Annotated in this window: 14 protein-coding genes; 13 read left to right on the top strand and 1 reads right to left on the bottom strand. The window is 57.2% G+C overall.

All coding sequences use genetic code 11. The features are described 5' to 3' along the window. Positions 1 to 125 precede the first annotated feature (125 nt). The 10 genes from IE099_RS15420 (at position 126) to IE099_RS15375 (ending at position 13,837) form a co-directional block, all read left to right on the top strand. Positions 126 to 3,761 carry a hypothetical protein gene (locus IE099_RS15420; RefSeq protein ID WP_189571711.1) on the top strand — a complete coding sequence of 1,212 codons (3,636 nt, stop codon included), beginning with the start codon at positions 126 to 128 and terminating at the stop codon, positions 3,759 to 3,761. 48 nt (positions 3,762 to 3,809) lie between these two features. Continuing rightward, positions 3,810 to 4,514: a hypothetical protein gene (locus tag IE099_RS15415; RefSeq protein ID WP_189571708.1), complete on the top strand. Its 705-nt coding sequence runs from the start codon at positions 3,810 to 3,812 to the stop codon at positions 4,512 to 4,514. Positions 4,515 to 4,693: 179 nt separating this feature from the next. Continuing rightward, a complete protein-coding gene (locus IE099_RS15410) occupies positions 4,694 to 5,545 on the top strand; it encodes a CvfB family protein (protein WP_229809542.1) in 852 nt (283 codons plus the stop codon). Positions 5,546 to 5,797: 252 nt separating this feature from the next. After that, positions 5,798 to 6,520 (top strand): helix-turn-helix domain-containing protein, encoded by a 723-nt coding sequence (locus tag IE099_RS15405; RefSeq protein WP_189571705.1) that lies wholly within the window; start codon positions 5,798 to 5,800, stop codon positions 6,518 to 6,520. A 266-nt stretch (positions 6,521 to 6,786) separates the two neighbouring features. Further along, positions 6,787 to 7,626 carry a hypothetical protein gene (locus tag IE099_RS15400; RefSeq protein ID WP_189571702.1) on the top strand — a complete coding sequence of 280 codons (840 nt, stop codon included), beginning with the start codon at positions 6,787 to 6,789 and terminating at the stop codon, positions 7,624 to 7,626. 87 nt (positions 7,627 to 7,713) lie between these two features. Beyond that, entirely contained in the window at positions 7,714 to 8,670 is a 957-nt protein-coding gene (locus IE099_RS15395; RefSeq protein ID WP_189571700.1) for a DUF6607 family protein, read from the top strand. A 34-nt stretch (positions 8,671 to 8,704) separates the two neighbouring features. Then, a complete protein-coding gene (locus tag IE099_RS15390) occupies positions 8,705 to 10,933 on the top strand; it encodes a TonB-dependent hemoglobin/transferrin/lactoferrin family receptor (protein ID WP_189571697.1) in 2,229 nt (742 codons plus the stop codon). Positions 10,934 to 11,018: 85 nt separating this feature from the next. After that, the gene (locus IE099_RS15385) at positions 11,019 to 11,861 is read left to right on the top strand and encodes a hypothetical protein (RefSeq protein WP_189571694.1); all 843 of its coding nucleotides are present in this window, start codon (positions 11,019 to 11,021) and stop codon (positions 11,859 to 11,861) included. 101 nt (positions 11,862 to 11,962) lie between these two features. Further along, on the top strand, positions 11,963 to 12,649 hold the full coding sequence (locus tag IE099_RS15380) for a PEP-CTERM sorting domain-containing protein (protein WP_189571692.1): 687 nt from the start codon (positions 11,963 to 11,965) through the stop codon (positions 12,647 to 12,649). A gap of 180 nt (positions 12,650 to 12,829) precedes the next feature. Further along, on the top strand, positions 12,830 to 13,837 hold the full coding sequence (locus IE099_RS15375; protein ID WP_189571689.1) for an energy transducer TonB: 1,008 nt from the start codon (positions 12,830 to 12,832) through the stop codon (positions 13,835 to 13,837). Here the strand turns inward: IE099_RS15375 and IE099_RS15370 are convergent. Then, positions 13,834 to 14,901: a HupE/UreJ family protein gene (locus tag IE099_RS15370; RefSeq protein ID WP_189571686.1), complete on the bottom strand. Its 1,068-nt coding sequence runs from the start codon at positions 14,899 to 14,901 to the stop codon at positions 13,834 to 13,836. The genes IE099_RS15375 and IE099_RS15370 overlap by 4 nt on opposite strands. A 197-nt stretch (positions 14,902 to 15,098) precedes the next feature. On the opposite strand from IE099_RS15370, the gene IE099_RS15365 reads away from it, so the two are divergent. The 3 genes from IE099_RS15365 to IE099_RS15355 all read left to right on the top strand — a co-directional run bounded on the left by IE099_RS15365 (position 15,099) and on the right by IE099_RS15355 (position 21,925). Further along, positions 15,099 to 18,554 (top strand): hypothetical protein, encoded by a 3,456-nt coding sequence (locus IE099_RS15365; RefSeq protein ID WP_189571684.1) that lies wholly within the window; start codon positions 15,099 to 15,101, stop codon positions 18,552 to 18,554. A gap of 33 nt (positions 18,555 to 18,587) precedes the next feature. After that, positions 18,588 to 19,295, top strand: a complete 708-nt coding sequence (locus IE099_RS15360) for a hypothetical protein (protein ID WP_189571681.1) — start codon at positions 18,588 to 18,590, stop codon at positions 19,293 to 19,295. 176 nt (positions 19,296 to 19,471) lie between these two features. Next, complete coding sequence (locus IE099_RS15355) at positions 19,472 to 21,925, top strand: glycoside hydrolase family 97 N-terminal domain-containing protein (protein ID WP_189571679.1); 2,454 nt, start codon at positions 19,472 to 19,474, stop codon at positions 21,923 to 21,925. Positions 21,926 to 21,929: the final 4 nt, after the last annotated feature.

The following is a 21,929-nucleotide window of genomic DNA, read 5'->3' as shown; positions in this document are numbered from 1 at the left end:
GTATTTCCCTAAAATAAGGCGAAAAACTAATCCCCAAAAGGGTTCAGTCAGCTCTCAAAAATCGAAAGACCACTCCGCTTTAGTCAACTAAAGTAGACCTAGATACCAATATCTTAAAAAACCACATGAGAATTCAATCATACCCTAGAAAAGAGCCAGACGATGGGTTCACCATGGTCGTCACCATAACAATGATGGTGCTACTGTCGCTAATTGCGGTTGGCATTCTCTCACTTTCCGCAGTCACCCTACGCAGCTCGAGTAGCGAGTCGTATGGCAATGAAGCCCGAGCCAATGCCCGTTTGGCCCTTCAGATTGCCTTGGGTGAACTCCAGGCCCAGATGGGTAGCGACCGCGCGGTTGCTGCTCCTGCCGCCAGTGTTCACGCCGATCCCCAACAGCCGCATCTCCTGGGCGCGTGGGAATCCTGGTCTTGGGACCCTACCGAAGAGTCCGGTACCCCCGACTACAAATCCGAGAAGAGCGACCGATTCCGTGGCTGGCTGACTAGCCACACCTCCCCCTCCGGCATGGCCACCGACTTTGCCTACGCCAACCAGTCGACCAGTTCTTCATCCGTCAAGCTTCTTGGAGAGGGAACCTTTGGGACGGGAACCGGCGAAGCCCCCATCCGCAGCGAACTCATTCCAATCAAGAGCACAAGTGGTGATGCGGAATCCGGCAATCTCGCTTGGACCGTCCTTTCCGAAGACACCAAGGTGCGCCTTGACCTCTATCGCGACGACACCCGCCCAACCGACAATCATCATCTCGCCTCCAACCTCACTTTTCCCGAGACCTACTATCGCGATGCGCTGGATATCAGCAGCTATAGCCCCACGGATGAATCCGATTGGGGAAGCCTGATTTCCTCCCGCACTCTCGATGCCGCCTCTGGGAGTGGCAACGCCAACTCTGCGGCGAAAGAGCATTTCTTTGACTACACCACCTACTCTCGCGGAGTTCTCTCCGACGTTGCCAATGGTGGCCTCAAGCGCGACCTCACCACCATTTTGGAAAATGATTTGCTGGCCGGCCAACGCGTCTATTCCGGCACCACCAGCCCCTTTGGAGTAGCCGATCCCCATTGGTCCTACCTCTCTGATTACTACAACCAGTATCTCAATTTCCAAGACGGTGATGCGACCGAGCCGGTGAACGTCACAGCCAACCTCGCGCCCCCGTCACCCCGCACCTTCGACGTCAATGACTCCAGCCCGGAGGCAGTGGCGCTCAAGCCGGTGGTAGCCAAGCTCCAGATTCTCTTCTCGATGGTCACCCACACCCTTGCCTCCATCGATGGCAGCAATGCTGCGGCGACCTACGCGCGAGAAGATCCCCGATACACTCACTTGAAGCCCTGGTTGGTCTTCGAGCCCGTTATCACCCTTTGGAACCCCTACTCCGTACCCATCGAATTCGATGGCGTTTCGATTGGATTGGACAAAATTCCCGTTGCTTTCCGCTTCGCCAAGCAAGCTGGCCGAACTGGAGCAGCCGACCTGCGCATCGTCGATTCCGGTGACAGCCGGGTGACCCGAAACTATTGGCCGCTATCCAACTTTGTCTGGGGCTCGGTCTCCGGCGGAAGTGGGAAGAGCGATGCCATCACCAACTTCTCCTTCAATATTCGGGGTGGAGATATGGAAAATGGTCTCAGCCGCGAGCCCATTCGCTTGGAGCCGGGTGAAAACAAAATTTTCACCGCCCTCGTCAAGCAAGGCGACACTTGGGGTGAGGTCAAGCGCGACTTCGTCATCCAGAGCGGCAACTCCGTGGGAGCGGAGAAAGCGAGCTCCCTTGTCAAGAACGTGGACTTTGTCGAGGGATGGAATCCCACTGGCGGCTTTCGCTTCGACCACTTGGCCCGCTACCTTCAGTATCGCAACCCACAGAGTCTTTATAGCTTTGAGCAAAGAGCCTTTTCCTCTCCGAGTTCCACTGACATCAAGTCCTCCTGGTTCCACTGGTGCGCCCTTCGCCCTCAGGATTCCATCATCGTGAAGGCCAAGCTGTCCAACAACGACGCCAATTCCGATAGTGAAGACGATGCCATGAAAGACTTCACCATGCTGGTCGAAATGGACCGCCTGGGTGGCATCAGCGATACCGAAATCCTTGGTAGCTCTTTCCGTGTGACTGAAAAGGACCGCCTTTACGAAGAGGACACCGACCTCATCATCGAGCGTTCCTTCACGGCCGTTGAGTTGGAGCAAAGAGACTCCGATTCCAACCGGGGCGGCAAAACTCCGTTCGCAGTCTTCACCATGACGGCCAAGTCTTCCAACGACCTTCTGAGCCCAACCAAAGGCTGGCTCTACGGCAACCCTGCCCTGATCGCCTACGACCAGGACGAGGACGAAGCACCCCAGCCCGTGCAGAGTTACGAGTTCAGCTTCCGCAATGTCGATTCCTTGAACGGCTTCCCGATGGTTGAAATCGTTCCCGAAGGGGACTCCATCAACCGCGGCTACTTTGGCTCCGGACAAAGCGCCGAGACCGGTCTGACCGCATCGCCCATGTTCGTGCTGCCAACCACTCCAATGGTATCGCTGGGACAGTTTCAGGCTGCCAATTTGATTGCCGCCGTTCGTCCGCCATTCTTCAACTATCCCTTCGGCAACTCTCACGCCCACCCCCTCCTGGACTCCGACTCGGTAGTGGACGGGACCTTTGTCGACCACTCCTACCTTTTGAATCAAAAGCTGTGGGACAGCTACTACTTCTCTGGATTGAGCAAAGGAACCAGCCAGTCCAACGAGCCGTCCGTCCGCAATTTCATCGAGGGAGAAAGCACTCTGACCCCACGACTCCAGCCCTACATCAGCTCGGGCGAGTCCGACGATGAGGTGGTGGACAAGCTCTCGGGAGACCTCGAAACCTCTTCCCGCGAAATTGCCGCTTATCAAATGCTAGAAGGCCCCTTCAACGTGCACTCCACATCGGTTGCCGCTTGGAAATCTCTCATCATGAGCGCCTTCGAAATCGAAGTGCCAGCCCGCGACGGAGACCGCCACTCGGTCTCGGGTGCCAGCGCCTTTTCCCGCTTCTTGCCCAGCTACAGCGAAAGCAGCGGCGACCTCAGTCTCGCGGCTGGAAGCGGTGACGTCGGCGGAACCGCCCGCGACCGGGCTGAACGCTGGCTCGGCTTCCACCGTCTGACCGACGACCAGGCCGAACTCCTCGCCGAGGAGATTGTGGAGCAAATCAAGAATCGCTGCATCGATGACGAAGGCCCCTTCCTCTCTCTCTCGGAGTTCGTCAATCGCCGGGTGGGAGGACGGAATGAGAGCTTCAGCCAAAAAGGCGTTCTCCAAACCGCCATCGACCTCGCCAACGACCCCACCGGGGCAAGCAATCGTGCGGGCGAAGGCACCGAGGGTGAGCTTTTCTCGCTAGTTGATGGCGTTGGCATCCAGAATGTGGACGACCGCGTGAAGAACCCTGACGCGCTCATCGGAAACACCGCCGAGGGCTCCCCCGCCACTCTTTTGCAGGGAGACTTGCTGCAAAGCTTGGGAAGCCTCCTTACGGTTCGTTCCGACACCTTCCGCATTCGCGCTTACGGAAACTCAGTCGCCAAAAACGGCCAGATCCAAGCGCAAGCCTGGTGCGAAGCCATCGTGCAAAGGGTCCCCGAGTTTGTTGACTCGACCCAGACTCCCGGCACGCAATTCGACGACCTCAACCCTTCCAACGCCGCCTTCGGACGTCGCTTCAAGATCGTCTCCTTCGCCTGGCTTTCCCCGGAAGAAGTCTAGAGACGCTTTGGTCATTCGCTTTTATCATCTCCCGCATTAACCTCCCTTATGCTCTCTAAAATCACGCTCATCCTAAGCCTCCTCACGGCCTCGCTTCTGGCGCAGGAACCTCGTCAGATTGAAGTTCGCACGCTCTGCTTTGGCTATTCCAACTCAGTTCGCGAGGTCACTCTCACCGGAGATCCCGCTGGGGAAGACACCTTGGATACCAAGCTCGCCAAACACCTCGATAACCATCAGGACGTTCTTACCGTGGTGGGTGACGAGGTCCGGGTTGGACAGAAGGACGGCTCGGGGAGCTTTCAAAGCTGGAGCAAAACCGCGATCCCCAAGGGAGCATCCGAAGTTCTCTTCGTGCTTTTCCCCTCCGGAATCAAGGAGAAGCCTTACCTCATCAAGGCCTATAACGACGGAGCCCGAGGCTTCCCACTGGCTTCTTTCCAAATCTCCAACATGAGCGAAAGCACTCTGCGGCTGATCGTTGGTGATGAGCCCATTGAGCTCGCCCCCGGCCAGAGCAAAAACATCTCGAAGTTCAAGAAGGTGAAAAAGAACGGTCAGGTTCCCTACTACGTTTATAGTAAGGACGGTTCCGAGTGGAAACGCCTGAGCACCGGCCTTTGGGACATCCTCCCCCGCAAGCGAAACTTTCAGATTGCTTGGACCAACCCCGACTCCAAGAACGTGGAAATCCGCGGCTACGAGGACAGCCTGCCACTCGTGAAAGCTCTCCTGAAGCAACAGGCGGAGTAGCCCACTTGACTCCGGCGTTCACTATCAACTCTAACGACAAAAGGACCGTGCGAACACGGTCCTTTTTTGTTTCCCGATTTCGAAGCTTATTACCTCTCTCCCGATAGCGAACCCGACCCCGCGGCCTCCCGAACGAACCCGCTCTACTTTGCGGATTGCAAAAGACGACCGCTTGCCCGATGAATCCCAGCATGGCGGAGATCGGTGAACGGGCGGAGTTGGTAGTGATGCGGGAGGCCCCGATGGGAGTCTTTCTAGATGCGGGTCCGCATCTCGGCGATGTTCTCCTGCCCAATAGCGATGTGCCCAAGGGCACGCTTCTCGGCGGTAAGGTCGATGTCTTTCTTTATCGCGACTCCGAGGACCGCCCCATCGCCACCACCCGCATGCCCAAGGTCATGCCGGGCGAGTTCGGTTATCTGGAAGCCGTCCAGTCGACCGACGTCGGCGTCTTCCTCGACTGGGGCCTTCCCAAAGAGCTCCTCCTCCCCTTCCGCGAACAAAAGGAGCCTTGCGAGGTTGGCCGTTCCTACGTCGTCCATGTCTACGTGGATGAGGTCACCGAACGCATCGTGGCTAGCCGCCGCCTTTCCCGCTTTTTCAGCAAAGAAGAGCCTCCCTACATTGAGGGCGAGGCTGTGGAGCTCCTACTCTACGGGAAAAGCGACTTGGGTTACAAAGCCATCATCAACAATGAGATGTCGGGCGTGATCTATCACGACAGCGTCTTCCGCCGACTGCATGCCGGAGAAAAAACCGACGGCTACGTCCTCAAGGTGCGCGACGACGGGAAGATCGACCTCTCTCTCTACCCGCCCAAACAATATCTCGTGGAAGAACTCGAGGAAAAGCTGCTGCGCGAACTCGAGGCCCGTGGTGGCTTCTGGCACATCAGCGACAAGAGCCCTGCGGAAGAAATCTACAAAGCGGTGGGCGTCAGCAAGAAGGCCTTCAAACGCGCCACCGGAGCTCTCTACAAGCAGCGCAAAATCGTCATCGGGCCCGACGGCATTTCGCTGGCTCCCCGATAGCCCTCCCCCCCGAACAATCCATTCTCCCTAACCAGCAGAAGATAAAGCTACTGAGACTCAGTCTCAGTAAAGGCTCGACTTCTCATCCACAATCCGTAGACTCGGCGTCAGCCCTGCGACCCGTCTACTATCAAAGCTCGCCTTCTTCATGACGAAAAGAAGCCATTCGCAGCCTCGCTGCTGTGGTTTCAAGAACTCTCCAGCCAAAGCGCGACTTGGCAGGACGAGCTCCATGCGTCCTCCCTTCACTTTGTGCTCAATCTCAAGGGAGAGGGGCTGATCATAGCCCCTGGCACTCGCATCACCCTCCTGCCCCAGTCTCTTGCCATCTTCCAAATGGGACAGTCTCCCGGTCTTCGCACCGCTACCCGCTTCGAGTCCCAAGTCGGACACGACTTTCTTCTCCTTCGCCTCGAGTCCGAGCCTCTCGAACGCCTCTTCCGCAGCCCCATCCCCCTCTTGGAAAAAAATCTGGGAATTCTTCGCCGATGGAGCAGCCGGGAAGCTCAATTTTACGAAGACCTCGTCTCGCCTCCCGTGGCCGAGGCCGCAAGGCACGCTTGGTTCCAGGCCAAGATCCTCGAGATCCTCTCGCTTCACCTCTTCCACAAACCAGCCGGTGAGCCACTCTTCTGCACCCAATTGAAACAACGGGCGCATCGCTACACGAGACAGGCGCTGGAGCTTTTGCAAGCCCGCCTCCAGGAACCGCTCGACCTCAACGAACTCGCCCAGGATGTCGGATGCGCTCCACACTACCTCAGTCGTCTGGTGAAACAGGATACCGGCAAAACCCTCTCACTCCACCTCCGCGCCTTTCGCATTGAGCGAGCAGCAGAGCTCATGGCATCAGCCCACCACAACGTCACCGAAGCAGCCCTCGAGGTTGGCTACAATTCGCTCTCGCACTTCACCAAGGCCTTCTCAGAGGAACAAGGGATGACGCCCTCGGCCTTTCTGAAACGCCTGAGCTAAACCCGTCTCTTCGCGAGAAGCTGCGCCAACACTGAACCCTGCTCGCTGGCACTCCATCGCCAATTCCCGGTAAAGGACCACCAGCAGAGAGTGAAAAATGCCGCCATAGTGGACGCCATGACTTACTCGAATACCAGTAGCCGAATCAGCGGGAAACAAGCCTATATCTACCGCCCTGTTCGGAAGAAAAAGCAGACAGGCGCTCAACCGAAACCAGCCGCTCCCAAATCCCCCAACAACTCGAAAAACTCAAACAAGAAAACAAAATGAGGCCGAAAACCAAACCTCCCGTCTGTGACCAATGGCGCTGGCTCCACGAACTGGAAGCACCTCACCCCTCCTTCTGGGAGGTGATGAACTATCTGGGGCAGAGCGAATTCGAACTGCATAGTGCCGCCGTCAGCTACCGTGGCAACATCGACCTCGGAGCCAGCTACTTGGATGAAGGCGGCTATTTTCTCAGCACCCAACCCAGCCTGACATTCCAACAGGCACAGATTGACAAGGTCTACGTGGTGGAAACCGACGATAGTGGCTCAGGCGCCATCGAGTTCGATTTCAGTAACCGTGGAAGCCGCCTTTCTTTCGTGAATGTCGGGCCCGATTCCCTCGCCCTCCTCACCAACTTGTTTGGTTGGGAGATGAAGCCCGAGAATGAGTCCCTCCAAGCTCACCGGAAAGTCAAGCCCCTCACCCTCTGCCCCTGTTGCCAGGATGCGTCCGTGACTCGACGGAAACTCGCCGGACAAAACCCTTTCTTCAACATTCTAACAGCACTCTGCAAAACCGGAGAGCACACCACGCTCACCATCCCCGCAAGCGGCACCCAACTGGTAGCCTCCCATCACCCCCGCCGCGTCGAGACTCGCGAGGGAAGAATCATCTCTGAGGGAGAGAATGACGTCTTTCTCATCGATGCGGGAGCAATCCATGGAATCTTCATCAGCCGTGAAAACTTTGACGGTCAGGCGGTTCGCAAGGTTTCCTGCATCAACACCCATGGCGGGGTCATCGCCTCTCTCTCTGCTCCCGCCCACGCCTTTACCAACAGGTGGCAAACGCTGCTGGGAACACCCGACGGTCGCTATCAAGAACACACGCCCTAAAACCCGACTGGCAAAAGGCAATTCAACGCTAAGGCTCCACAATGAACCGCCAGACCCGAGCAGGATCCTCTGCCTAAGTTCCGCCTGATGAAACGCAATCAATTCACGAAATGGTCAACCCTCTTCGCGGTCGCCATGACCGCGGTCTGTTCAGCAGCCCCCCACGCGGATTTCGACCGCGACCGGGCCGCAATCCTCTCCATGGCTGGAACCTTCGAAGTCGAATTCAAGTTCGAAGAGACCGTCCCTCTGCAACCCGACTATGAGCTCAAGGATCCCTACAAGGCGAATGCCCTTGAGCTGGTGAAAGTTGCCGAGGATCTCGGCTCCAGCATCACCCTGCAGCATCTGCTCATTGTGGAAGACATGGACGGCCCCCGCATCATCAAGCACTGGGCGCAGATCTGGAACTATGAGGACACCGAGGTGCTCACCTACGAAGGCAAGCGCACTTGGTTACCGGTCGAGTTGAGCGAGGAAGAAGTCAAGGGAACCTGGACCCAACTGGTCACTCAGGTCGATGACAGTCCCCGCTACAAGGCAGCAGGAAAGTGGGAACACAGCGGCGACTTTTCCGAGTGGACCTCCGACCTCTCCACTCGTCCGCTTCCCCGTCGGGAATATACCAAGCGAAGCGACTACGATCGACTCCAGGTCATCAACCGCCACCTCATCACCCCGGAAGGCTGGGTCCATCTGCAGGACAATCGCAAGCAAGTGCGTAGCGAAGGACAGAACCACTTTCTCTGTCTGGAAAGCGGAGCCAATACCTACAAGCGCATCGTTCCGGAAGAAGGAAGTGACCAGGAACTCGGTGTCAAGAAGGCCAACGAATACTGGGCCGCCACCCACCCGTTCTGGAAAAATGTTCGTCACGCTTGGACTGAAGTCATCGCCAAATCCGAAGGCCCCGTCCACTACATCAGCAAGCTCGACAAAAAGCCTCTCATGGCCCGCATGAGCGAACTTGCGGAAAACTTCAAGAAGGACTCGTCCATCTCCCGCCCGGAAATCGACGCCATCCTGACCCAGCACTTGCGCTAAGCCTGGACTCTTCTACCCAGCCAAGTTTTTCAAAATGTTCTTTCGCCCCTCTGTCAGGCTGGTCGTTGCCACCACGGCCTCTCTCAGCCTCACTCCTTCGCTTTTCGCGCAGGAACTTGAGCTTGAGGAGACCGTGGTGGTCGCCTCCCGCCTGGAAGAGGAAGAAAGTATATCCCGCGCCAGTTCCTCCTCCACCATCTCGGCGGAGGACATCTTACAAACCGGTGCAACTAATTTAACTGATGCCTTCAAGTATGAACCAGGAGTCTCCATTCCCTTCGACTTTGCCGGCACCGACGGTTTGATTCCCTACCTGTCGGGTGGAGACTCCGGCATCAATATTCGCGGCCTGGAGGGCAACCGGATCTCCATCGACGTGGATGGCATCCGCCAGCCGGACGACTTCATCTCGAAGTCTTTTGAAGGCTCGGGAGGCCCCGGTCGAATCTACTTCGACCCCGCAACCTTCGCCGAAGTCGAACTTCACAAATCAGCAGCCAACTCGTCCACGAGCTCCGATGCTCTTGGTGGCGCTGTCTCAGGGCGAACCGAATCCGCCCTCACCCTTTTGGGTCCCGAGTTGGAAGGCTTCGCCCTCCGCGACTCGGTCACATTCTCTTCTGTCAACGAGTCCATCCACAATCGCCTGGCAACGGCACTGGGCAACGGAAGGGCCGCCGCGTCTGTTCTTTACTCCTACCGACAGGGTCAAGAGAGACGCAACAATTCCTTCTACCCGGCCAATCCCGCGGACTTCGAGTCCGACGCGGTGGTCGCAACCTTGAACTGGCGTCCCTCTGACGACGCACTACTCACCGCCACCGCCGACTTCTACCGCGCCCGTTCCTTTGTCGATGTCAACAGTGCGGAAGGCGACACGGGGCAAGGCATCTTCAACACCTTGTTGACCTCGGACGACCTCCGCGAACGCCTCCGCTTTTCACTTGATCTGGAGCTCACCGCGCCAACCCCTCTTTACGACAGCTTGAAGACTACCGCCTATTGGCAACGAGCTGAAGCGGCGACCGATAACGTGCAGCAAGGCGTGGCCTTTGGAGGGCTTCGCGACTACCTGAACGACATCGACTACCAAACCGAAATCTCCGGTTTGCAACTGCAGGCGACAAAGGAAATCTCGCGCCATCAACTGAGCTACGGGATCGAGGGTTCATACTCTCAGGTAGAGTCCAGCTTCTTTCGCACCCAGCGCTTTGCTAGCGGTGGTTCCATCGTCCAGGACCTGATTGGGATGGCACCCTCCGAGGTCATTCGCGGAGGACTCTTCGTGAAAGACAGAGTCCGCTTCGGAGCCAACGACGAGTTCGAAATCACGCCTGCGGTCCGCCTTGACCACTACTCGGTGGACCCCGAAAACACCGCCGCTTTCCTCTCGCAAAGCAATGGTCAGGAAGCGGCTGCCTTCGACAACTTCTCCATCTCCCCCAGCCTCTCTCTCGCCTATCACGTGACGGACCAAGTCAGTATCTTTGGCTCGTGGGCGCAAGGAACGCGCAATCCCTCGGCGGAGGAACTGAACGGAGTATTCTCCCACACCGACACCTTTATCACCGTCCCCAATCCCGACCTTTCGGAAGAACGTTCGAACTCCTTTGAGCTAGGCCTCGACTACTCTTCGGACCTCTTCACTTCGAAGCTGACCGGCTACTACAATCTCTACTCGGACTTTTTGGAAAATGGAGTTCTCCTCGTCGACAACCCTCCCGGGACACCGGACGAACTGACGACCGTCAATCGGGGCGAGGTGGAAATCTACGGGCTGGAATTTTCCGCTGACTGGAACCTTGGAGAACAGTTTTCCTTCCTGGAAGGGCTCACCTTGGGAGGCTCGCTCTCTTGGTCGGAAGGCCATGCGGACGATGGCGAAGGCTCGGGGGATGAACCGCTCAACTCCATCGAGCCATGGAAATCGGTCGCCTATCTGGCCTATCACTCGCCCAGCGAGAAGTGGGGCTCGACTCTCACCGCCACCTACGCCGCAGCCAAGGATCTCTCCGATATTGACGACAGCGATGGCACGGACTTCCTCCCCGCTGACTCTTGGCTCACCTTGGATCTCACAGCCTATTACCAGCTCTCCGAAAATGTCCGGCTGCGGGGCGGAATCAGCAATCTGCTCGACGAAGACTACATTCTCTGGGCCACCGCTCGAAGAGGAACCGGCCACGGCGGCAATGGACTGCCCAATTCCTTTTACACCCAGCCCGGTCGAGCCTTCTTCCTTTCCTGCGATCTGACCTTCTAGCTCAAGCTAGCCGGAGTCAACGGAGCATCACGGATTGACAAGTCAGCACCAGCGCCCGAGGCGCAAAATCGCAACCATCCCTCCCATGTCCCACTCCGCATTTCAAACCCTCCTCGCTCTCTCCCTTGTGCTGAAAGCTCAGGCCGACCTCTCACTCTTCACCATTCCCGACACGCGCAATGAAGAGAACTCCGCATTTGCCAGCTTCGATTCCTTGGCGGGCTTGAGCGATACCAATGCAACCGGGAGCAGCCCCGCCGACGCCTCCGCCAATCTGGTGCAGCCCATTCTCTCGCAGACCACCCCTCTCGCTTTTCCCGGAGGAATCAAATACACGGACGAAAACGATCGCCGACTCTACACCTTCTCTGCGGCTGCCAATATACAAATCACCGCTACCGCAAACGTCCCCTTCCAAACCGCCACCCTGCAAGTGAGCGAAGTTCTCAACTCTTCGTTTGAGGAAGGCGACGATGCTCCGCAAGGGTTGACCGGATATTCAGTGCTCTTGAACTCGAGCCAACCCACTGAGGCTCTGGTGAGCTTCGTCACTCTCGATGCAGGCACTCTTTTCGAGCGCACTCTGGCGATCACGTCATTCACTTGGACTCTGCCCGGTGCCGCGACAACGGTGGATCTTTCGCTGATTGGTTACGCCGATGCCCACGACTCCATCGATGCCTTCGTTCTCGATCTGGCGCCATCTCCCGCACCTGAAACCCTTCCCAGCCCGGAGCTTTCTCTCACGGAAAGTGAAATTCAGATTTCGTGGCCCAGCACTCTAACAGCTCAGTTGCAAGCGACGCAAAATCTCGCTGAGCCAGATTCCTGGACAGAGGTGAGTGCCACAGTTGAGGAGCAGGGAGACCATAAATTCGTCACCCTCCCTCGCACCACTTCGCCGACTTTTTTCCGTCTAGCCCACTGAACGCCTGGAAAGACAAATCGTCGCCACAAAGAAACAAACAAGCGACAGAACTTAAAACCGAATCCCTTCACTTTCAATCCATCTCAAACAGAGAACACGCTATGAAACACACATTCCTAACATCCACTTTTGTCCTGGTCACGAGCGCGCTCAGCTCTCACGCGGCCCTCACCATTTCTTTCCCTGGGAACACCAGCACTGATGGTTGGGACCAACTGGTAGGCAGCCGACTGACTGGCTACGGCAGCTATCCCGGAACTTCGCCTTGGCCCGCCCCAGTCAGCCCGAATGTCGCAGGGTCCACCGGCGACGCGACTTTCAACAAAACCTCAGGCGGAGGATACTTCGCCACCAATAGCTTCTATGATGGTGGCAACAGTGGTTCCCTCGTGGTGGAATCCAGCAACCCCGTCGCCAACCTCGCGACTATCGTTTTCCAAATCGATATGGGCGCCAGCTCCTTCGCCTCCACTCCCCAATTACTGGTGAATGGGACCGACCTCTACCCCGCGGATCTCTCCGCGACCTATGCGGGCGACTACACCTATAGCTTCGGCGGGCCTGCAACCGCGACCAACAACTTCGTCTTCCAGTGGGACTTGAGCGGAGTGACCGATCCGATCACCTCTTATCAGGTTCAATGGGAAACCGCCCCCCACAGCTTGATCTACGAACTGCAGGTCGACTCCTCGGACAACTTCGTGGCAGTCATCCCCGAGCCCTCGACAGCCTTGCTGACTCTTTTCGCTGGCTCAGCACTCCTGAGAAGGCGGCGCACTGCTCGCTAGTTCCTGAAATTTTTCAAGGGATGGTGAGAACCAGCTGCTGGTGAACGGCTTCCAGCAGCTGGTTAACCCCTCTTGAAAAAGAGGGGCCTCTCGGGATCGCAACTGACCGCTAGTCACCCGCAAAGCCGCGCTAGCTCGATTTCACGCAATTTCTATACTTCTCCCCGCTCCCGCCGAATTATGAACGCTTCTCCCTCGGATTCCAGCTCGTCCAAGAGTTCCCCTGTCCAGTTCGTGACTTCGACCAAGCCTCTCCCACCCAGGCCACAGCCGGGAGAACGGCGCACCGTGAAGGAAGTGATTCTATCGTTTGGAATCTCGGGTCTGGTTTGCGCGGGCGGGCTCGCAGCCTTTGGCTACGTCGCCTTGCCCAAGCTTCTCAAGATTGAGCTGGAACCGATTCGGGTGCAGTCCAGCGAGCTGGAATTTCGCCCGACTGAAGAACAGCCGGCTCCCGAGGCCACACCTCGCAAAGTCGTGCCCCACGCCCACGCCAGCCTCTCGGCACCCCAACCTCCCGCGCAATTCCGCCCGCCGGCTGCACCTCCGATACTGGCGTTATCGGATTCAACGGTGACCTTTCCTGCCCACGAACTCGTGCAAGATGCCAGCGAGGCAATCGAGACCTTTGAGCGCTTTGCGGAAGAAGAAGAGGTCCGCCTCGCAGAAATCGAAGCCCGCGAGCTCGCCGAAGCCAAAGCCCGTGAACTGGCAGAGCAAAAACGCAAGGAAGCCGAGCAAAAACGCAAGGAGCAAGAAGCTCTTCTCGCCAAAAAACGGGCCGCAGAAGAGGCTGTTAGAAACGAGCAACGCAAAGCCCTCGCCGCCCAGCGCGAAGCCGAGCGCCGCAAGAAGTCCGAGCTCGCCGCCATCCAAGCGGAAGAACGGCGAAAGGCCTCTCTAGCGAAGAAAGTCGCCGCCGCTCCCGTGGTATCGAAGCGCACTCCCCCGCGATACCCCAACTCCGCCCGCAAGGCTGGACTGGAAGGCACAACCCGCATCGCCGCCACCGTCACCTCCGACGGGAAAGTCTCTTCCCCTCGAGTGATCGCGAGTTCCGGTCACAGCGCCCTCGATTCATCCGCCTTGGCAGCCGTCAAAAAGTGGCGCTTCAATCCCGCCAAGAACGGCCTCGGTCAATCTGTCGCTTACCAGTTGACCATTCCAGTCACCTTTCGCTTGAACTAGGCAAAGAGCCCCATCAAGCGGGTCACGGCCCAATAAGCCCCCGCTGCCGCAACCAAGAGACTGCCCGATACGCGGACTTTTTCGTAGGCAGGCTTCTCGCTCCATTTGATGGTGAGCAACCATGCCAGCCCAAGCAGGGTGATTTGCGCGAGCTCAACCCCAATGTTGAGGGCCGCCACTGAAGGAACAAGCGCCTCGCGATCGACGTAGTTCGCCAACGCTCCCGCGAAGCCAAGCCCGTGCAAAAGCCCGAGTAGAAAAACGAGGAAGAGGCGCAGCTTCAGCCGACGCTCCTTGCGAAGATTTTCCAAGCCCACGAGAACGAGACTCAACGCGATGGCGACCTCCAGGGGACCACTCCAACTTTCCGGCAACATCACCAGACCCGCCGCCGCCAGCCCCAGAGTCACCGAATGAGCCACGGTGAAGGCTAGGGACTGATGGAAGAGCTCCAGCAATTTTCTCCGGTAAAAGAAGAGCCCGAAAACAAAGAGCACGTGATCCCAGCCAAGAGGGATGACATGCCGATATCCCTCCCGCAACCAAACCCACCAGCGTCCTCCTTCGCGCACCTCTTTCTGCTCTCCCTTGTCCACCACCAGGTAGGTTCCCTCGCGCTCCACGATGAGCTTGGGGTAATTCCCCTCCCTGACCCCAATGACCAAACGCCCCGGCTCTTCGCCCGCCACATTCACCCGAAAGTATCCGCCTCCGTTCAAGAGTTCGGGAAAGTCGGGAGGGCTAGCCTCCCAATCCGGAAAGCTGGCCTCCCAATCCAAGTCCCGCCCATTGGCGCGAATCGTCAGCAGCTCACGCAGATAGATCTCGGCCTCGCGCCGCATCTCCGCCCATGACTCTTCGGACTGGGCGAGCAGCCATTCGCGGGTGGGTTGTGGCACCAGAGGTGCGTCCCGGGTCACCGGATCCGCATAGCCGGCATCGAATTGGACCTCCAGCCGCCAGCCTTCTTCCGACTCCTTGAACTCGGAATAGAGCTGCTCCACAACATGCCCTGACAACGGAAGACAAGTGGCGGCAAACAAGAGAAGTAACAGTCGAGTCACCACAGAGTGATGGCCAAGATCTCCCTTTCCGACAAGCGGGATAGCGAACATCGCTTCAATTCACAGAGGAAAAAACCTTCGTCGTGCCCTCACCAGAAAAAGAACTTTTTCCGTAAACCAAAAGCCATGAAACGCCGTTTGCTTATTGGAAGATTTTTTTGACGGCATCTCAACACGGCTGTCCTTTCCCTCAACCCATGAAAACCAAATCCATCACCCGAGGACGCCTTGTCCTCTCCAGCACCATGGCGGCTACCTTCAGTAGCCTGTCATCCCTCTCCGCAGCCATCATTGCGGAAGATTCGTTCGAAGTCGGGGGCAGCCCCGATTATTCTGCAGGGTTTGAGAACCTGGTCGGGCAGGGTCCGGCGCGCACGGGCTTCACCGGCAATTGGTTGGAAGCCTACGGCGGAGCGCAATCTCCGGACGTAGCCGCGACGGGGCTCACCTACAGCGATGGCACCAACTCCATGGCAGTCACCGGAGGAGCGATCGAATACTTCGAAAAGGGATTTGGCCGCGCCGGTCGCGTTCTCGCCAATCCCTACACCGACGCCACCGATGGCACGGTCTACTTCGCGGTCCTCATTCAACTCGATTCCATTGATAGCCCGGAAAACTACCGGGGGCTGGAGATGCACAATGGCGGCTTCGACGATGCCGGCAACCGCAAGCTTCAGATTGTGACGGGCGAGCCTGGAGCAGCGGCCAACGATGCCAATTTCGCCCTTCGTCTTTTCGAAAATACCGCCGACTTTTCCGCCGACCTGGGCGCACCGGACACCAATGTGAACCTCTTTGTGGGAAAAATCACCTTCAGCGCGACAGGTGGAGGTGATTCGATCTCAATCTGGCGCAATCCCGGCAACCTGGGCAGTGAGTCCGCATCTGGTGCCCCGACTGCGACCTTCAGTGGCTTCGACCTGCAGCTCGACCGGGTTTCAGTGGCCCGCTTCAACAATGGCACCCCTGACGGAGAAGGAGGCACCACCGGCAACGGCTTCATTCTGGATGAGATTCGGTTTGGAACAACTTGGTCGGACGTCACCACTGTGAGCGACGGAACCGACACCGATGGCGATGGTCTTCCCGACGACTGGGAAATCGCCAATGGCCTCGATGAAAATGACGACGGCACCGTCGGTGAGAGTTCACCCGGTGCGAAAGATGGCATCAATGGAGCCCTCGGCGATCCGGATATCGACAGTTCCAACAACGCGCAAGAATATGCCCGGGGCACCAATCCCCAGGACGCAGATTCCGACGATGATCAGGTCTTCGATGGAAATGAGACCAACACCGGCATCTTCTCCTCCGCAACCAACACTGGCACGGACCCGCTCGATCCCGATAGCGATGGCGATGGGCTGAACGATGGAGTGGAAAGCGGCAGCGGCACCTTTGTCGACGCCAACGATACCGGCAGTGACCCCAACGAGTCTGACACCGACGGCGATGATGTGAACGACCTGTCCGAAGTCGCCGCTGGCACCGACCCCAATTCACCCGCCAGCAAACCTTCCACCGCCAATGCGGAAGTCGTCGGCTTGGACTACTTTGACTACGCCCCCGGCACGCTCGACAATGCCATCGGAGGAGAATTCTTTGACTACGACAACTCCACTGCCAACGACGCTTTCATCGGCCATCTGGGTGACCAGAGCGCTTGGTTTGGGAATTCGCGAATCGTCTGTGGAAAGTTGTTAACCGAGAACAATTCCACGGCCTACCGCGCTCTCGCCGGCCCCACTGCTGGCGGCGAGGCCATCAGCCAATTCGGAAACCTCCCCACTGCCTCCAATCAAAAAATCTACTTCCGCGTGGATATGACTTACCGGAGCGAAAGCACCTTTGCAGGCTTGAGCTTCTTCCGCAACGGAACGGAACAGATGTTCTTCGGTGTCTCGGGCGTCGACCAGCAGTTGGGAATCGAGGAGCCCAATGGAGCCTTTCAGAGCATCGAATCACCAGTCGATGGCCAAACCTATACCTTGGTGGGAGCTATCGGAGAAGATCTTGGCGATGCCACCGCCAAGCTCTTTCTAGATCCCGACCTCGGCCAGCCAGAGCCCGCTCTGGGCGATGCCGACATCATTCCCTCGGACCCTGCCAATCTCACTCCCTCCGCCATCCGCCTGGCATCGGGAGGAAATGTCACCACCGCTTGGGATAATCTGGTGATCACCACCAGCTGGGAAGCCCTTGGCACGACCCAACCGACTGACAGCGACGGGGACTCATTGCGCGACACCTTCGAACTCAACTTTGCAGGAGACCTCACTACTCTCACAGCAGCTACCGCCAACAACGACGGCGACACCTTGAACAACGGAACCGAACAAAGCAATGGAACCAATCCTTTATCGGCGGATTCCGACGGAGACACCTTGAACGATGATGTTGAGATCACAAACGGAACCAATCCTTGCCTCCTTGATACCGATGGCGACGGCCTGAACGATGACTGGGAAACCGGCACGGGAACTTTCGTCAATGGGACCGAGACCGGGACCGATCCTCTTGTGGTCGATACGGACTTGGATGGGCTGGATGACGGCTTTGAAGTCCTCTTGGGCAGCGATCCAACGGATATTGCGTCCACCCCTGCCAGTGCTCCAGCCCTACTTTGCAATGGCTATCGCGAAGATCTCTATGGAGCAGCGATCGCCGTGCAGGCGGTCCAAACGAACTTTGGCGACACCAATGCCCAGGACAGTCGCTCCGAGCTCAATGCCGCTTACGCCGGAATTCAGGACGGAAAGCTGTTCCTCATGCTAACCGGCAACATCGAAAACAACTTCAACAAGCTGCAGATCTTTATCGACTCCACTTCCGCCGTTGGCACCAACGTCCTGACTGCGGCTGGCAATGATGGTTCAGGCAACATGAACGGTCTCATCTTCGACACCGCTTTCCAACCAGATTATCACCTCATCGTTCGTCGTGGACTTGGCTCCACCAACCAACTGGACCTCGATATCTCAAACTTGGCAACGGGCCAATTCGCATCCTACTCCAACATCTTCGGAGGCAGTCAGGAAGGGTTTGGAGAAACGGGAACTCCCAACGCCGGTCTCTTGACACCCAATCCCATTGGTGTCGGTTACTTCAACTTGAACTTCGCAGGGGTTACCGGAGGCACTGGAGCGGCTGACCAAACGGCAGCGCAAGCTGTTCGGGCCGGCCTGGAAGTCTGCATCGACCTGGCGGACATCGGGTCTCCCACCGGAACTGATATCAAGGCCATGGCTTTCATCACGAGCGACAACCACGGCTTCACCTCCAATCAGTTCTTGGGCGCACTACCAATCGATCTGAATGGAGAAGGCGCGGGCACCGACAACCTGGGGACCACCAACCTAATCGACCTCTCCGCCATCGACGGCGACCAATGTTTCACCATCACCATCCCCACCCAGGGAGCAGGGATTTCGATTGTGGATTGCAATCTCATGGGAACTACCTTTAGCATTACTGCTGGTGGTCTCATTTCTGGAGAAGATTATCACCTCGAATATTCTCCCGATCTTTCCACCGCTTTCACCAATGTTGCAGGATCGACCTTTAATGCGGGAGGAGTCACTGACTCCACCTCTGTTGCAGTCTCAGGAGCAAAAGGCTTTTACCGTGTTGCAGCGGGAACCGCCGAGTAAAACCCAACCAGTATAAATTCAGAAAAAACACATATGAAATCAACATGCCATCCCGTATTGGGAGCGAGTATTGCCCTTGCCTTTACAAGCTTTGGCTTGTCGGCGGCGACGACCTACTCTTCCAATGGAAACGCCGGCTTCGGCGGAGTCCTGGACGAACTCTTGATCTCCGACGACGGGACGAACCTGACCTTCAGCCTCTCCACTGGAAACAGCTTGAATGATAAGTTCGTTCTCTACATCGACAGCGTAGCCGGCGGCGAAAACAATACCGGCGGCTACACCGACACCGGCGATCCACTTCGCAATGCGATTTCAGGCTTTGACGGCACCAACCGGTCTACGGTTACAGCCCCGGCTGGCTTTGGCATCGACTACGCGATTGCTCTCGACAGTGGATTTGCGGGTCTCTGGGAAACTGTCGATGCCGGCTCCCACACCTTCGTAAACACGGCCAACGGCTCCACGGGCGGCCCAACTGCCAGCCCCTATGTGATGACGGTCGCTCTTGCCGACCTCGGCTTGTCAGCCGGTGACACCTTCACCTTCGTCGGCACTTACACCTCGGACACGGCGTTCCGCTCCGACGAAGCCTTTGGCGACGGCCTGGCTATGGGCAATCCGGGTCAGTCTCCTGTCACCTTTACCAGTTCCCTGAGCTATACCACCATTCCCGAACCCTCCGCGGCCTTGCTCGGAGGTTTGGGCATGTTGAGCCTTCTCCGTCGTCGGCGCGCATAGCGGGTAACTAACCCCACACGGCCTCCCCCCTTTCCCAGGCGATCCAGGAGGCTGTTCTTCAAAAGAAAGCGGACCATTATCGGTCCGCTTTTTTCGTTTTCAAGTAAACCCCGCTCCCCGATTTCACCTTTGCAAATAGCCACCCAAGACTCAACAAACTCAGAATCGCCTATTCGATGAAACCCCTCATTTTCTTCCTTCTTCTCATCACCCCACTTCTCGCTCAAAAGGAAATGCTTCAATCTCCCGACGGTTCTCTCAAGGTCACGATCAATTCGAATTCGAAGGAATTGAAATACGAAGTCCGTAAAGGAAATGAAGTTCTCATCAGCCCTTCCCGCCTCGGTTTCATCCTGAAGGATCTGCCAGCCCTCGACGGGCCCTTTGAAATCCTCGAGGCCAAGCCCTCAACGATTGACGAGACTTGGCAGCCCGTCTGGGGGCAACACTCCTCGATACGAAATCATGCCAACGAACTCGCTCTCTTCCTCCGCGAGACCGAACACCCCTATCGCCGGCTCAATCTCACCTTCCGTGCCTACAACGATGGAGTCGCCTTTCGCTACGAGTTCCCCAAACAACCCGACCTCAATGAATTCGAAATCACCGATGAGCTCACCGCTTTCAACTTCACCGCCAATCATCAGACCTGGTGGGTCGAAGCGTTGCCCGACACCTACGAGCGCGACTACAACGAAACAAATCTAACAGACTGCGCCGAGCGGGGGGCCTCAACGCCAGTGACCATGCTCACCACGGCGGGCACCTACCTTTCTCTCCACGAAGCCAACCTCACCGACTGGGCAGGAATGAAACTCAAACAATCCGATGGAGGCAAAGAGTTTTCTTTAAAAGCCGACCTCGTCCCGTGGTTCGAATCCGACGTCAAAGTGAAAGCCAAAACCCCGCACTTTTCCCCTTGGCGCACCATCCAGATTGGGAATCGCCCCGGCGACCTCATCGAGTCCTCCCTCATCCTCAATCTCAATGAACCTTGCGCAATCGAAGACCCCAGTTGGATCGAGCCTGCCAAGTTCATGGGTATCTGGTGGGGCTGCATCACGGGCACTTGGAACTGGGAGCTCGCTGCCAATCCCGACAAACACGGAGCCACCACCGAGCGAGCTCTGCGCTACATTGACGCCTGTGTCCGCAACAACATTCCCTGCCTTCTCATCGAAGGCTGGAACGAAGGCTGGGAGGGTGACATCCCCGGCTGGGGCGACATGAACATGATGAAGTGCTACCCCGACTTCGACATCCAAAAGGTCACTGACTACGGTCGCGAAAAAGGGGTCACCCTCGTCGGCCACCACGAGACCGGAGGCAACCTCACCAACTACGAAAAACAACTTCCCGCCGCCTTTGAATACTACAACAAATACGGCATCAACCGTATCAAGACCGGCTACGTCAGCGGTGACATTCCTCTCTACACGCCAGGTCTAACAGATGCCGGCCGCGAACATCACCACGGGCAATTCTCGGTCCGGCATCACCAAAAAGTCATCGAGATGGCCGCCGAGCACAAGATAATGATCAGTGCCCACGAACCCATCAAAGCCACCGGAATCTCCCGCACTTGGCCCAACTTCGTCGCTCGCGAAGGAGCACGTGGAGGCGAGTTCAACCACTTCATCGGCAACCCTCCGAGCCAGACTTGCACCCTTCCCTTCACCCGCTTGTTAGGTGGCCCCATGGATTACACTCCCGCTCTCTTCGACGGAGCTTACCATCCCGAGCATCGCTTCGGCACGCGGGCCCAGCAACTCGGACTCATGGTCGTCATTTACAGCCCGCTCGTGATGGCTGCTGATTTCTACCAAGCCTACGACAACGAACCTGCCACCCAGTTCATCCGCAATATCCCGGTCGGAAAGTGGGATGAAACCCGGATCCTCGCTTCCGAAATTGGCGACTACGTCATCACCGCCCGCCGCAAGGACGAGAACTGGTTCCTCGGCGGCATCAACAACGAAGACGCTCGCCAATTGAAAGTGTCACTGGACTTTCTAACAGCAGGAAAGAACTACCATGCAATTATCTATCAGGACGCACCCGATTCCGACTATCGCGCCAATCCTTACTCCATCGCGATTTCCGAGGAGTTGGTCACGTCCGACGGAAACCTCGACCTCAATTTGGCAGCAGGCGGAGGAGTCGCGATCGAGTTCTATCCGGAGGGCACCGCCTTCACCCGCCCCTCGGGCGAGCCCGGCAAGATTACCGAAGGCCAGCCTTACAAGCTCCGCGCCAAACACTCCGGACGCCTCTTGACCACTCGCGGCACAGACGTGCAACAGTATGCCGACCTTTCCAATCGCGAGCAAAGCTGGACCTTCCACAAGCTGGAAAGTGGCCACTACCGCCTCACCAGCGGCACCCGGGCGCTCGCCATCATAAGCGATGACAACCCCGCTGTGAATATGCAGGAAATCGATGCCACCAACCTGCATCAACAATGGATCCCCAAGCACATCGTCGGAACTTGGTTCCACCTCGAAAACGCCGCCAACGGCAAACTCCTCGACGTCGCCGAAATCAATTACTCAGACGGAGCCGGCATCCACACTTGGGAACACGCCCACTCACCAAACCAAGTCTGGTCTTTGGAGTTTCTCAAAAAATAAATCC

This window comes from Roseibacillus persicicus (genome assembly GCF_014651675.1).
Lineage (GTDB): Bacteria > Verrucomicrobiota > Verrucomicrobiia > Verrucomicrobiales > Akkermansiaceae > Roseibacillus > Roseibacillus persicicus.
Note: the sequence above shows the minus strand (reverse complement) of the source record. Positions and strands in the feature narration are given on the sequence as shown.